The organism is Dyadobacter sp. CY347, from assembly GCF_021502655.1.
Lineage (GTDB): Bacteria > Bacteroidota > Bacteroidia > Cytophagales > Spirosomataceae > Dyadobacter.
In genome coordinates, this window is sequence record NZ_JAKFFT010000004.1 from 1,285,926 (window position 1) to 1,300,560 (window position 14,635).

At 45.6% G+C, this 14,635-nt stretch carries 9 protein-coding genes; 2 read left to right on the top strand and 7 right to left on the bottom strand.

Annotated elements, in window-relative coordinates; translation table 11 throughout:
* Positions 1 to 10 precede the first annotated feature (10 nt).
* The 6 genes from L0659_RS13590 to L0659_RS13615 all read right to left on the bottom strand — a co-directional run bounded on the left by L0659_RS13590 (position 11) and on the right by L0659_RS13615 (position 11,053).
* Entirely contained in the window at positions 11 to 3,088 is a 3,078-nt protein-coding gene (locus tag L0659_RS13590; protein WP_235126640.1) for a TonB-dependent receptor, read from the bottom strand.
* Positions 3,081 to 3,980: a carbohydrate kinase gene (locus L0659_RS13595; protein WP_235126641.1), complete on the bottom strand. Its 900-nt coding sequence runs from the start codon at positions 3,978 to 3,980 to the stop codon at positions 3,081 to 3,083. The genes L0659_RS13590 and L0659_RS13595 overlap by 8 nt, the downstream gene beginning before the upstream one ends.
* Before the next feature lie 13 nt (positions 3,981 to 3,993).
* Positions 3,994 to 5,316 carry a sugar porter family MFS transporter gene (locus tag L0659_RS13600; protein ID WP_235126644.1) on the bottom strand — a complete coding sequence of 441 codons (1,323 nt, stop codon included), beginning with the start codon at positions 5,314 to 5,316 and terminating at the stop codon, positions 3,994 to 3,996.
* A 267-nt stretch (positions 5,317 to 5,583) separates the two neighbouring features.
* Complete coding sequence (locus L0659_RS13605; RefSeq protein WP_235126646.1) at positions 5,584 to 8,397, bottom strand: substrate-binding domain-containing protein; 2,814 nt, start codon at positions 8,395 to 8,397, stop codon at positions 5,584 to 5,586.
* 117 nt (positions 8,398 to 8,514) lie between these two features.
* On the bottom strand, positions 8,515 to 9,270 hold the full coding sequence (locus tag L0659_RS13610) for a response regulator transcription factor (RefSeq protein WP_235126647.1): 756 nt from the start codon (positions 9,268 to 9,270) through the stop codon (positions 8,515 to 8,517).
* Entirely contained in the window at positions 9,263 to 11,053 is a 1,791-nt protein-coding gene (locus L0659_RS13615; protein WP_235126648.1) for a sensor histidine kinase, read from the bottom strand. The genes L0659_RS13610 and L0659_RS13615 overlap by 8 nt, the downstream gene beginning before the upstream one ends.
* Positions 11,054 to 11,287: 234 nt before the next feature.
* Here L0659_RS13615 and L0659_RS13620 point away from each other — a divergent pair, with 234 nt between their 5' ends.
* Both L0659_RS13620 and L0659_RS13625 read left to right on the top strand, forming a co-directional pair.
* Positions 11,288 to 13,153, top strand: a complete 1,866-nt coding sequence (locus L0659_RS13620) for a T9SS type A sorting domain-containing protein (protein WP_235126649.1) — start codon at positions 11,288 to 11,290, stop codon at positions 13,151 to 13,153.
* Positions 13,154 to 13,271: 118 nt separating this feature from the next.
* Complete coding sequence (locus L0659_RS13625) at positions 13,272 to 13,829, top strand: DoxX family membrane protein (RefSeq protein ID WP_235126650.1); 558 nt, start codon at positions 13,272 to 13,274, stop codon at positions 13,827 to 13,829.
* A gap of 40 nt (positions 13,830 to 13,869) precedes the next feature.
* Here the strand turns inward: L0659_RS13625 and L0659_RS13630 are convergent, their stop codons facing one another.
* Positions 13,870 to 14,565 (bottom strand): hypothetical protein, encoded by a 696-nt coding sequence (locus L0659_RS13630; RefSeq protein ID WP_235126651.1) that lies wholly within the window; start codon positions 14,563 to 14,565, stop codon positions 13,870 to 13,872.
* Between the last annotated feature and the right edge of the window lie 70 nt (positions 14,566 to 14,635).

The following is a 14,635-nucleotide window of genomic DNA, read 5'->3' on the forward strand; positions in this document are numbered from 1 at the left end:
ATTTCAGAATTTAGAAAGTGACATTCAGTCCAATTGTTCCTATGATGGGTATGGGGAAAGCGAAGTTGGGAATCTCCGGGTCGGGACCTGTGAAAGCTTTGCTTTTAATAGTAAATAAATTACTCCCTTGCAGATACAACCGCGCACTTTGGATTTTCAGAGCATTCAGACTTTTGAAATTATACCCGATCTGTGCATTTCTCAGCTTCAAATAGGAACCGTTTTCAATGAAGTAAGTCGAGAAACGGCCTTCGTTATTTCTGTCTACCAATGTTAATGCAGGGATATCAGAACTTGTGTTTTCGGGTGTCCATGCGTCCAGCGTTCTTTCACCCCAGTTGGTGCCGGTCCAAAGTGATGAGAAATCAGTGTAGGTTTTGAATTCGTTCTGAACCTTTACATTAATGCCTTGGAAGAAAACGCTCAGATCGAAATTTTTCCAGCTTACGGAAGTATTGAAACCATACATATATTTAGGCGTGCTGTTTCCGATAAAATCCCTGTCCTGGGCGTCTATGGTGCCATCGTCGTTCAAATCTGCATATCTGATTCGTCCCACGCCTTTTCCCGGTTGCGTTGCAGCATTGTCTACTTCACTCTGATTTTGGAATATGCCGTCGGCTACATATCCGAAAAATGAATTAGCCGGGCGACCAAGAATGGTCTTGTCCGTCCCGTTTCCCGGATAGGATGCAATCACCTCTTTGGGCAGATAAGTAATCTTATTGCGATACAGTGAGAAATTACCGGTCAGGTTGATTCGAAGATCGTTGCCAATTTTAGTGTCATAGGAAAGCAATGCTTCGAAACCGCTGTTTTTCATCGAAGCGCCGTTGGTAAACCGGTTTCCACCGTCGCCTATCACAGCCAGATAGGCCGGGCTGATCAGAATGTCAGAAGTTTTTCGCTGGAAATAGTCAACAGAACCTGTCAATGTGTTGTTTAAGAACCCAAAATCCACACCAAAATTTGATTCTGCCAGGGATTCCCATCTCAGCGCATCATTGCCTTGCTGAATTAATGTAAATCCTGACGGAAGCTGGCCGGTGCCATTTCCGCCAATGTCATAAGCACTGCCATTATCAAAGTCCCACGTCGGATCGCTGCCATAAATGGCTGAGTATAAAGACTGCGTAGCATTGTTTGGAATTTCCTGGTTGCCCGAGCGTCCCCAGCCATATCTCAGTTTCAAGTCAGAAATGAAAGGAATATCCTTAATAAATGCTTCTTCACTCAGACGGTAACCCAATGAAAATGCAGGGAATGTTCCGAAGCGGTTGTCCTTTCCAAAACGTGACGAACCATCGCGTCGTACGGTTGCCGATGCCAGGAATTTGTCGGCATAAGTGTAATTAACTTTCGCGAAATAGGAGAAAAGTGAATTTGCACTGCCGCTGCCGCCATTATTAATGTTGTTGCTTCCTGCGTTCAAATAGGAATAATTGATATTCTCCAACGCCAGGCCTCTTCTGCTCGCCGAAAATTCCTGGGCGATATATCGGATGCTTTCCTGTCCTACCAGGACTCCAATTTGGTGCTTACCGGTTTGAATGTCATAGTTCAGTGTGTTTTGCCAGATCGAATTTCCCGAGTAATCCTGGAAGTTGGAAACCTGATTGGTTGGATCTGACAAAAAACCTGAGGTGTATGATTTCCGGAGCAGCCTTTTATATCCACCGCTGTAATCAATTCCGTAGCTGGTTTTTAAATGCAGTTTCGGGATAATTTCCAGGTCGGCAAATACATTTCCGAATAGCCGATAGAAGTTTCCTTTGTTCTGACGGTTGTCCTCGATGAGCCTTACCGGATTTTGGCGGTCAGTCATTCCCGAAGCCGGACCGCCCCAGCCGCCATCGACTGTGTAAACCGGCACAACGGGCTGTGAAACCAGCGACGCAAACAATATATCGGCCGTTGGAGACTGCACATCCTGGATGTAAGTAGCAGACAGGTTCTCGCCGATTTTCAATTTGGACTTAAAGAGCGAGAAATCCGTGTTCAGCCTTGCATTATACTTTTTATTATGCGTCGATTTTACAACTCCTTTGTTATCGTAATAGCCCAGCGAAAACATCGTATTGCCTTTTTCCGAACCATTGGAAATAGACATGTCATACGATTGAATAATAGACTTTTGCGCAATCTCATCATACCAATAAGTGTTCGCAGGTTTCATTGTCTTTGCCGCGTCAATGAATTCCGGATATTTAACCTGATTCAATGCCGGACTATTGAAGTCGTTATTCCAGTCATATTGATAAATCTGGTTCGCATTTGGATCCGCTTTTTCATTCACTGCAGCCTGCCAGTAAGCGCGGCCGCGGCCGTCTGCATTCAATGTTTTTAGTTTCGAAGCATAATCCTGAATTGAGGTGGAAATATTCACATTCAACCGCGATTGACCGTTTTTGGCTTTTTTGGTCGTCACAATTACAACACCATTTGCAGCCCTTGAACCATAAATGGTTGCAGACGAAGCGTCTTTCAAAACCTGGATAGATTCGACGTCGGCCGGGTTAATTTCATTCAATCCTCTTTTGGTCGGAATGCCGTCAATAATGTAAAGCGGATCATTATTGCCCAATGTACTGCCTCCTCTGATCCTTACCGTAGCACCTCCGCCAGGGGCTCCATCCGTGGTGATCAACACGCCCGGCACTCTTCCCTGCAATGCTTTTGCGGGATTACCCACCTGGCTGTCCTTAATGTCTTTAATGCTCACCACACTCACCGCACCTGTGATATCTTTCTTTCGCTCAGACTGATAGCCGGTAACAACCACTTCATTCAGGCTTTTTGAGTCATATTCCAGCGTCACATCCATGACACTATTGGTGCCTGGAATCACTTCACTCGGGACCATGCCCACGTAAGAAAATACAAGCGTTGCATCACTATTAATGCTAATGCTGTACTTTCCATCGGCATCGGATAATGTGCCGTTGGTTGTACCCTTTTCCAGGATACTTACGCCCGGGAGTGTTACGCCGGCGCCGTCTTTCACGGTTCCGGTGATGTTGGACTGAGCAGCCGCAAGTTGCACCCAACAGAGTATGGCAAAAGCCAGAAGCGGTAGTCGTTTAAACATGATTCGTTTGATTATTTGTTAAAAAATCAGCAATTTCTTTTTCGGCAATCACAGGTGTAGCACCAGAATAGGAGGCAACCAATGCACCAACTGCACAGGCTTTTTTGAGGGCTGTGGGAATGGACGAGCCGGAAATATACTCTTTGAGAAACATGGCCAGAAAGGAATCGCCGCTGCCAATCGTGTCCTGCACTTCCACTACATATCCGCCTTGCGTATGAAATCCGTCACTGGAAAGAACGATCGCACCATCTGCACCAAGCGTTACACAAACGAGTTTCAGATTAAAGCGTTCGTAGAGAAATTTCATCTGCGTTTCCACTTCGGGCTGTATGCCAAACCACGTGCAAACCGTGTTGAGCTCATGCTCGTTAACTTTTACAATGTCAGCCTGTTCTAGCAAATATTCAGTTGTTGCTCTGTCCAGATGCGGAGGACGAATGTTGACGTCGAAAACTTTCAGTTTTGCATCTTTCAGCAATTCAAAAAGTGTGTCTCGCGATTGCTGGCTGCGAACGGAAAGCGTGCCGTAGACAAATACATCTGAGTTCTTTACTAACTCTTTGTTTTCAGGCGTCGTCATAATGTAGTCCCACGCAACCGGCTGCACAATTTTGTAAGTAACTTCTGTTTTATCGGTCAGGTTAACCTTTACGATTCCGGTAAGATGTGTAATGCCGGTTTGGATAAAATCTGTATTAAAATCCTGATTGTTAAGATAATCCATGAGTTCAACGCCCAGATCGTCGTCGCCAACGCGGCTGATGAAGGCCGGATTCAAGCCGAAGTTTTTCAGGTGAATGGCCACATTCATGGGTGCTCCGCCGGGTTGTTTGCCAGAAGGCAGCATGTCCCAAAGCATTTCTCCGAAAACGGTTATTGATGGTGTCATATAAGTTGAGATATTAATGTAGAATCATTGTTTTGTCAGTCCTTTCCAGCGAAGTTCCCTTGGTTTCGGGCATGATGCGCCAAACGAAAATGAGCTGCAAAATCATCATGATAGCGAAGAATGAGAATGTGATTCCGCCGCCCAGATATTCGGAAATGATAGGGAAAGAAAAAGCGATAATAGCCGCCATGAACCAATGGGTAAAGCTTCCCAGCGCCTGGCCGTTTGCCCGCACTTCATTAGGGAAAATTTCAGATATAAAAACCCAGATCACTGCGCCTTGGGAGAATGCGAAAAATGCAATGTAGACGAACAGGAACACCGGAACGCCCGTGAAATCCTGGATAAAAAACGCCCTGGCAACCAGTCCAAGCGTGATGATGACGCCTACGGAGCCAATCGCCATCAATGTGCGTCTGCCAAAACGATCGATAAAGTTGATCGCCAAAAGCGTAAAGGCAAAGTTGACAAAACCAATTCCCGCAGAAGACAAGAAAGCAGCTTTTGCTCCTAATCCCGTCATTTCAAAAATGCGCGGACTGTAATAAATGATGGCATTAATACCCGATACCTGGTTGAAAACCGCGAACAAAATGGCGAGCATTACGGGTGTTTTGTATTTGGCCGAAAACAGCCGGGCAGAAGGTTTGTCTTTGGTTTCTTCGTTCGCATTCATGATCGCAAACAATGTTTCTTCGCTGGTCTGGGGATCGATAATGTTCAGGATTTCTCTCGCTTGCTGCACGTCGCCTTTTTTCATGATCAGCCAGCGCGGACTTTCTGGAACGTAAAGAATTGCGAGTAAGAAAATCAGAGACGGCAAAGCCTGCACGCCCAGCATCCAACGCCAAGCATCGTCGCCCATATCCTGCATGAAGTAATTGGAGAAGTAAGCGATGAGAATTCCGAAAACGACATTGAATTGGAATAGGCCAACCATTTTCCCGCGTGACTTGGCAGGAGAGATTTCAGAGATGTACATCGGCGCAGCTACGGAAGAAGCGCCTACACCCAAGCCACCTAAGAACCGGAAGAAAATGAAAACGTACCAGTCGGTTGCAAGGGCAGAACCGAGCGAAGAAACCAGATATAAAACAGCGATCCAAAATAAGGTGGTTTTTCTTCCGAGCTTGTCTGCCGGAATGCCGCCTAACATTGCGCCAAGAACAGTTCCTATCAATGCAATGGAAACGGTGAATCCGTGCTCGACCGCGGACAGATCCCATAAATGTTGAATGGCTTTTTCCGCTCCCGAGATCACGGCCGTGTCGAATCCGAAAAGGAATCCGCCAAGTGCAACGACGATCGACCAAACTAATACCTTACTGTTTTTCATTGGTAGTTCTGATTTTTTGTCAAAACTACCGCCACTAAGCGCCCGGAATAACTAAATAATATCTCAAAAAAGTTAAACTTTGATACAGTGGTATTTTAGAAGTATATAATGATGATAATCAGTGTTTTAGCCTATTATTTGAAATTTGATACATAAGTCATCTTTCACTTTTGATACATCTTATTTAAAATTTGTATCATTTTTGATGAATTGTCTCAGACAGAAATTGAACAATAGACTGAAAATGTTAAATAAAAAACCGGCTGCTCACGATTTCTTATATTCCATAGGGGTTTGGTTATATTTTCCCTTGAAGGCTGTTGAGAAATAAGTAGGAGAGGAGAAGCCTACTTTATAGGCGATGTCTGCAATGGTCAGATCGTCGCGGCGCAGCAGGAACTTGGCTTTGTTGAGCCTTACTTGCTGGATGTATTCATTCACGCTCATGCCTAGCAACGCCTTCACTTTTCTGTAAAGCTGCACGCGCGACATGCCGAGGTCTCTGCCAATGTCTTCCACACTCAATTCCGAATTATCATAACGCTCCTCAATATATGCAGTGAATTGTGTGATAAATTTCTTGTCGAGTTTATTGGGATTTGTTCCCGACGAAGTTTCAATCGGCAACTCACTCGTATAATGTTCGCGAAGCACCGACCGGTTTTTCAGCAATGTCTTTATGCTTTCCTGAACATATTGGAGATTGAACGGTTTGGTAATATAAGCATCCACGCCCGTTTGAATGCCTTCGATCTGTTGTTCGATGGTGGTTCTGGCGGTAAGTAAAATCACTGGAATGTGCGAAGTCCTGAAATCCGCTTTGAGTATCGCGCTCACGCCCAGACCATCTTTTTTGGGTAATGTCACGTCGCACACGATCAGATCGGGAATGTGCTCAAATGCCAATCTCAAACCTTCTTCCCCATCATTGGCAACCAATATCTGATAATTGACATTCAGTTTTTGTTCTAAAAGCCTGACCAGATCATTGTTGTCTTCAATGAGCAGGACAGATTGTTCGTGAGTTGAAACCTCCTTAGCAGAAGCATTATTGGAAGCGGGATCTTCTTCCTGAATTTCGAAATTTTGAACCATGGAAAAGTCCTCAGCCTGCTCGGTTCGTAATTCATCTTCGTGGAAATGTTTGTTACCCAGCGGCAGTTCAATGGTAAATGCTGTTTCCTTACTGGGCTGGCTGCGAACTGAAATTGTTCCTTTATGCAGTGAAATCAACTCCTTGGAAAGCGCCAGGCCGAGGCCGGTTCCCAATGCTTTATAACCGCTTTCAGCTTGATAAAAAACTTCGAAAACGTGCGCAACTTCCGATTCCGTCATGCCTATTCCATTGTCTTCCACCGTAATCTGCGCCTGATTACCGGAATTTGTTTTGATATACAAATAAACCCTTCCCTTGTCCGGCGTGAACTTAAATGCATTGGAAAGTAAATTAAAAATCACCTTATCCAGCATCGTGGCGTCGAACCAAACCATCACTTCGGGATCCGAAGCAATCAGTTGAAAATCAATCTTTCGTTTGGAAGCAATGCGTTCAAACGCCACCATAATGTCTTTCACAAACGCCACCAGGTTATGTTCGCCAGCGCGCACCTGCATTCTATGACTTCCCAGTTTCCTGAAATCCATCAATTGGCTCACCAGCCGGAGCAATCTTAATGTGTTTTTCCGGATCAATGAAAGCTCTTGTTTGATCAACGGATCACGGATTTTTTCACTTGCCAAAACATCTTCAATGGGTGCCAATATCAGGGTAAGCGGTGTGCGAAATTCGTGCGAAATGTTGGTGAAGAATTTGAGTTTGGCCTCATTTTCAATCTCGGCACTTTGCGCAAGTTGTTCGATCTGGTTTTTCTGATCTGATATCTCATGATTCTGAACTTCCAGCCGCTTGTTGATCTTCCGGTTTTCGCGTAAAGAATAAAAGGAAATGGCTCCGAAAATGAGTGCCAGGGCAAGTGTAATGGAAACGGTGTAAATCACAATGCTCTGGTTTTCAGATATTGCGCGCTGCTCCTCAATTTTCTCCTGCCGACGCTCAATGTCCTGCTGCTGCGCCACCAGTTTTTCGCTCTGCAATTTCATGATCCTGACATTGGTAGAATCGATCATGGTGATTTGCAGTCGGTTTTCTCTTTTGAATGGCTTCTTTTGAAGAATAGAAATCGCGGTTCGGATGGCTTCTTCTCCGCCGGTTGGATATAGAATAGTAGCATTTAAAACATTCCTATCAACAAGATCAATGCCGCCATTTGGCCCGGTTAACCCGTCTACACCAATGAGTCGGATCTTTTTTTCAAGACCCAGATTTTTACAAACCTTAAAAGCAGTGAGTGCACGGCGATCATTCTGGCAGAAAATAACGTCAATGTCCGTATGCGTTTGCAGCAGTTTGGTCAGGGGCGCTTCGAAAGAATATTTGTCCCAATCCCCATCCAGTTTAGCCGTCAGCCTAATGCCCGGGAAGCGGCTGATCGTTTCCATAAAACCCTTATGACGATCAATGTCTGCGGACGAGCCCGGTTTTTCGCTAATTTCAATCACCTTTCCGGTTCCTTTTAAAAGCGTATTCGTATAAGCTCCGGCGATCTGACCAACTTCCACATTGTCAGCACCAACATAGGCAGTATACTGATCAGAATTCGTGCGGCGATCCAGAATAATAACCGGAATTCCGCTTTGATAGGCTTTTTCTACTATGGGCGTAATCGGCTCGGCTTCATTGGGAGATACGATCAGCAGGTCAATATCTTGTTTGAGCAGTTCTTCAATCTGAGTGATCTGCTTTTGGCTCTGCCCACCCGCATCCTTCATCACAAAGTTGATCTCCGGATTGAATGACAGTTCCCTATACATGCTCTCCTGCATGGTTTTACGCCAATCGTCAGCACCCGTGCACTGCGAAAAGCCAATCGTATACTGCTTGGATTCTCTCTTCGAGCATGCAGTTACGAGTATACAAAACAGCGCAATAAGCTTAAAGTATTTCAATCTTTTATTGTAATAAATCAGCAGTTCGCTGTCTATAAAAGTATTACAAATGAAGTTTGAAACAAATGTCATCATTCTTCAAGGTTGTGTAAAGTTAAGGACGTGCAAAGTTATCAAGGATTATTGTTCTCTGGTGAAGGCTTTATCCGGTGCCTGAATATTCGGAAATTTTAAGAAATCTCTGGGGTTAGACTATTTTGCCCTGACAATATTGAGTCGGTTGAGCAAAGTTGAACGGGCGCCGTCAGGTAATGGAAGTTCGTTTTGTTGAATGATAATGCTATCCTGGCCGATCAAATCTATCTGGTTCAGATTGACGGTCATGGAACGGGACAGGCGATAAAAATACCAGGGCAATTGTTCGGCGATCTTCCCCATGTGGATCCATACCTGAATGTAAGAATAGAGATTATTCGGGAACATTCGCTGGTGGGCCTCCCGTGTAAGAAATAGCTTGGAATGCCCCCGATCGGCAAGGATGTATGCTATTTCCTGTTTTTTGAAACGCATAAGTCCTTTATTTCCAGGGATATGAATGCTTTCGAGGGAATTTCCGGAACCGGGGAAAAGATAGTTGCCGTGTTCCAGATTGTGCGCAACGATCTTTACCTGTGTAACTACTGCCCACATGTCCAGCGGCTTGATCAGGAAAGACGTGGGATGGGTCTTTTTGCTTTTTTCGATGATCTCATCCGACGATTCGCCTGATATGTAAATGACCGCAACCGAATTGATCCTCACAAGTTCGTTGGCGATCACAATGCCGTTCTCCGGCCCGTTCAGATTGATGTCGACGAGCGCAATATCCACGGCATTCTTTGAGAGAATTTCATTGGTACCTTGCTGATTGTCGGCAATGCCGCAAACGTGAAATCCTTCCAGCATCAGGTGATGGGAAATTCGTTCGGCCAAAAGCGTATCGTCTTCGATGATGATCACATTAAACATAATTCCCTGTATTTAACTCCTTGCTTTTTGCGATTTTCCCAAACTTCGATTTTCTGGACAATGGAAACGAAAGCGTAAATGTGCATCCTGCCTCATTTTTAAATGCCTGTTTTCCTTTCAGCTTTTTCGTTAGCAGCTCAATGATCCTGATCCCGAATGAGTTTCTATGCACGCCTTTATCAAACCCTGGACCATTGTCTTTAAAAGTAAGATTAATCCAGCTATCGTTTAGAGTGAGCGATACGTAAAGCTCTGGTTCTGCGTGGTGATTAAATGCATGTTTTGAAGCGTTTGTAGCGAGTTCATTGATAATGAGGCAGACCGGGATCGCCTGGTCCACGTGTAGTAGCAAATCCTCAATCTCAAAATGGACATGGATCCCGTTCGGAAGCTGAGAAATGATTTTTCGGACGAGAGCAGGAATAAATGTGTGTATCTCAATGGCGTCCTGACAGTCGGTGTTGTAAAGATCCCGGTGGATGAGCGATATTGTTTCTACTCTGGACAAGCTTTCTTTCAAAACATATATCGACGCGGGATCGGATAACTGAAAAATATGCAGTTCAATAAGATCCGCAACGGATTGCAGGTTGTTCCGGATACGATGGCTCTGTTCCTTGACGAGTTCTTTGTTCAGGTGGCTCAGGCGGCGGTATTTCCGGTACAAATGGAAAAAGAAATAACCCGCCACCATGAAGATCGCGCATGCAGTCAGTATGCCCAAAGTAATCCGTCGCTGGTAATTTTCATTTTTCCGGAGCAATGCCAGCTCCTTTTTTTGATGCTGGATACTAAGCTCTTTTTTTTCATTTTCAAACAGCAGCGTAAGCCCATCCACAGCATTCTTTTTATACGCATCACGCTGATAAATAACGTACTTACTGTATTTTTCCCAATAGAGGAATGCGCGTTTCCAGTCGCCGGTCTGCTGGTAATATCTTGATCGTACCAGGTGCATTTTAAAAGACTCGCTGACCACATCCGACTTTTGCAGCGAGTCACTGCCTTTTGAAGCGCTGTCGATCCACGATTTCGCAATTGCCGGACTTTGCTGGTCCAAAAATGACGATGCCGCAGTGAGATATGCTTCACGCACGCCTGCCGGCTTATGGATGGAATCAAAAATCATGGCAGCCTTTTGAAAATAATCTGCACCTCTTTTAAAATCCTTTTTCACAAGCCAGGAGTTAGCCATACTTTGGTAAATCAGCGCTACATCGGTAGGAAGGTTAAGCTCCCTGGCAATTTCGAGGGACCGCGCGAAAAAGTAAATCGCGCTGTCGGGCGAAGGCTTGATAGAGAGTGTCAGTGGGGATTGCCGGAGATCTTCGGTCGTCCTGGCATAAATTCCACCCAATAAACGGTAACTGATCATCATGCCTCTTCTGGACCCCGACTTCCCAAGATTGTCAATGGCCAGTTTGACATATTCAAGATGGCCGGCCATGTTGTTCTGATAGCCTTCACATTCGCTCATGATCGAATAAACCTTTCCCAGATCCTCGGATGGGCCCATTGGCTTCCGGATCTTTAAGGCGCGCTGCAACCATTTGGTAGCCTGGTAAAAGTCGTTTAAACCAATGTAGCGCTTACCAAGCCGGTAACACATCTCGGCAATTTCGAGCGAGTCGCCGCTTTCCACCGCTTTGTTGTAATCCTGCTGTGTTTCGATCAATCGTGAGTACGCGGTTTGACTTTGATATTGGGCCTGACATTCAGGTGTGGATACAACAATGCATGCGAACGCAAGCAGCAGGAGCAGTTCTTTGTAACGATACATCATAGCAGGGGCTGAGGAGCAAAGGCTAATCGTAAATTTAAGCAATCTCGGCAACAAAAAAACGCGTCTTTACAGGAAGATTATGCTGCGATTTTTTCGTTTGAAATAATGCCCGATTCGGAAGAAAAATAAGGTGTTTGGGAAGAATTTCGGCAGGGATGCGCAGAAAATCAGGAGCTTACTATACCAAATTATGTAGTGATCAATTCTCTTCCATTCCTCAAAAACGTCCTGCTTATGAAGCAATTACTTTTACTCTATTTTGTATTTCTTTCCTTTCAAACCTATTCGCAAATCGTGATTCTGGAAGGCTGCACCTCTTCGGAATACAACGTCAATGGTCCGTACTATCTGTCCGGCACCGACGCAGGTGGCAGAAACATTTACGAAGCCAACTATTCGGTTTCATCGAGCTGTATGGGATATTGTAATCCGCAGTTTATCCAGTATAATTATAACCAGTGGGTAATCAGGGCGGGAATTTTGTCGCTTGCGTCCAATGACGCGAGTTCCTCGCCAGATCCGCCGACCACGGGCTGGGTAAAGGCTAGCTATTCACCATGCGCGGCAGCACCTAGTCTTCGGTATCCGGGCACGGTCAGCTCCAAAAATTGCGAGGGTTGTTCCTGGAATGATCCGGCGACCTGGGAAGGCGGCGTGGTGCCGGCTGCAACCGACCATGTGGTGATCAATGGAAATGTTCTCCTGGATACCGACGCCTCGTGCCTGAACCTGACGATCGGTTCCGGTAAATCACTGGATGACACGGGCGACAGGTCATTTCAAGTCAAAGGCAAATTCATGAATGAGGGTCTTCTGGAAGTGGCCGCCTTCACATTGGGTGGTTACAATATTCAGCAAACGCTCGACGGCACGAAACTCAATACAAGATCTTTGACTATTGACAATAAGGCGGGTGTAACATTAACGGGCAACCTTTCGGTTTTGGCATCTCCGGTTTCGTCGGCGAATAATGTTCATCTGGTTTCAGGTTTTATCGATATCGGGAACTTTGATCTAACTTGTAATGGGGTGGATATCATCGGTTTTTATTCACGCACAGTCTACCAACGGATCGTAACAACTGGTACAGGAAGCCTGAAATACGTGGTGCCGGGCGGCGCCATCAACAAAGAATTTCTCATTGGAAAAGCTTTACTTGGTCAGAACGGATTTGCCAGTGAAAATTTCACGCCAGTAACCATTACGGGTACGGCAAATAGCTCGTCCTCGGCACCCGTCACTATCGCTGTGCGAGTTGCGAGCCGTAATCCCGCGCATCCTGATCCCGAAAATACGCAAAGCCTTGATGCCGAATGGAATATTACTTCAGACCATGTTTCACTTGAACAGCCATTCAGTTTGAAGTTTGGATGGCCTGCGCTCAACCCTTTAATGCCTGTTGGTTTTGATTTAACAAATATTTACGTGAAACGCTGGGGAGGAACGGACTGGGAAAATAAAGCCGGCCCGAAGTACTCCGAAACTTTCCCAACCGTAGGTTATGGCATAACAGTCGAAAATGTCACGCAATTTTCAGCCTGGGGTGTTTTTGATTCGGAAACCACATTGCCGGTAAACCTCGTTGATTTTGCCGTCAGCAATGAAGCAAAGTCAGTTTTGCTCACCTGGAAAACGTCCGGAGAGGAAAATAGCCGGAATTTTGAAATTCAGCACAGCACGGATAGCAAGGCATGGTCTGCGATCGGCGACGTGAAAGCTGCGGGGGAGAGCCAGGAAGTGCAACACTATACATACACCCATTCCTTTCCGGCAGAAGGATTAAACTATTACAGGCTGAAAATGATCGATCGGGATGAGTCATTTGCATTCAGCCGCGTCCTTTCGGTCCGAATGAATGCGGGAGAAAATGCCTTTTTGTATCCCAATCCCGTTTCAGATCATATACAATTCAGAAATGTCAATTTCCAGGAAATCTCAAAGGCAGAAGTGGTGAACGATGCAGGCAAAGTGGTTTCGCGGATTGACAGCCAATTTGAAAAGGGGATTTCGGTCAAAAATATTCCGAGCGGGCATTACATTTTTCGCATTTATTCGCGGGACGGACTGAAATTCCTGGACCGGTTCGTGATAGGGAGATAGCTCGGTTGCCTGGAACGCAAAACCCAGGCGTCTGAGCAACTGTCGTCGAAAACTTTCCCGGAAATCGATCTTTTTAAGGTAGGTCAGGCGTAGATTAGTAAAACTTGACCTACTACACATGAAGAATTCACCTAGCCTGTTCGACCGTTTTGATAAACTCGACACATCCATGAATAAATGGTTGGTAGCCAATAGTATCAACATTCTGCGCTTTACGATGGGGATCGTTTTTCTGGGTTTTGGCGTGCTCAAATTTTTTACAGGGATAAGCCCCATTGAGTCTTTGGCCACCCGCACAACATCCGAGCTTACATTAGGGGTTGTCAACGGTCATAGTGCAATGGTGTTTGTTGCAACTCTTGAATGTTTGATCGGCTTTTGCTTCCTTACCGGCATGTTTTTGCGCGTTGGTGTGTGGTTACTTGCCCTTCAAATGGTTGGTGCAATGTCCCCGCTGTTTCTTTATCCTTCCGAACTTTTCTCCGGCACATTGCATGCCCCAACCCTTGAAGCGCAGTATATTATCAAAGACATTATTCTAATCGCCGCCGGAATGGTGATCGCATCCACCTGGACCGGTGCACGTATCGTCGCAAAACCCCAGAGATTTCGGGTCAGTTTAAGTAAGCGCGTTGCCGGCGTCTATAAGGAAACGGTCGGCGCACCTTACGCCTGACCATCGCCTTAGAACGGCACGTATGCGCTTATCAAGGTTTTTAATATTGCTGAAAGCGATCTACGATGATGTAATCAACCTTTTTGTCCTTGAAATAAATGCGAACCTGCTCCATCATACCTTGGGACTTAGTATCATATATAAATGCCCACGGCAGTTCAGCCTTCATGGCATCGTACACGGCGTAGGTGTACTTGGCACCCAGGACAACCCGCTTAAATTTGTGTGTATACTCCGGCTGTTTGCTCAGCGCAACGAGTTTTTTATACAATATTGCCTGAGTATCACCGACTTTTATTGCCACCTCAGGATCAGCCGCTTCGGGCCATTGACCCAGCGTTGTACCCTGGTTAAGGCGAATGCTTGTAACCTGGCCGGCGTTTAGTTGGAATTGTATGCCTGTTGGGGTATCATAGGTATCGTCGAGCACCAGCCAGTCGAAAAACTGGAGACGATTTTTTAGGTCGCTGACGTCTGCAAAATAATTATTGACTGCACTCACGTAAGCGACTGTTTTGTTTTCCCGGTAAGCTTCCAATACTTCAAAAGCATCGTCCTTGGAGGCATTGATTGCAATGCCCCGGTAATCGCCCGTTGTGATACTGTCCCTGCCCAGGTAGTTGATTCGCGGCTCCGGTTCCGGACCGACTATTCCCGGCCCCTCCTGATCGACCCGGCAGCTTATCGTGCTAAGTGTAAAAAACAAGAAGACAAGTAAAGATAGGTTAACGCTCATGTAAGATCTTAGGTTTAGTGACCTATTGGTGACAAGCCGGGGGGCAATTTGGTTGGAATGCATTTGAAAA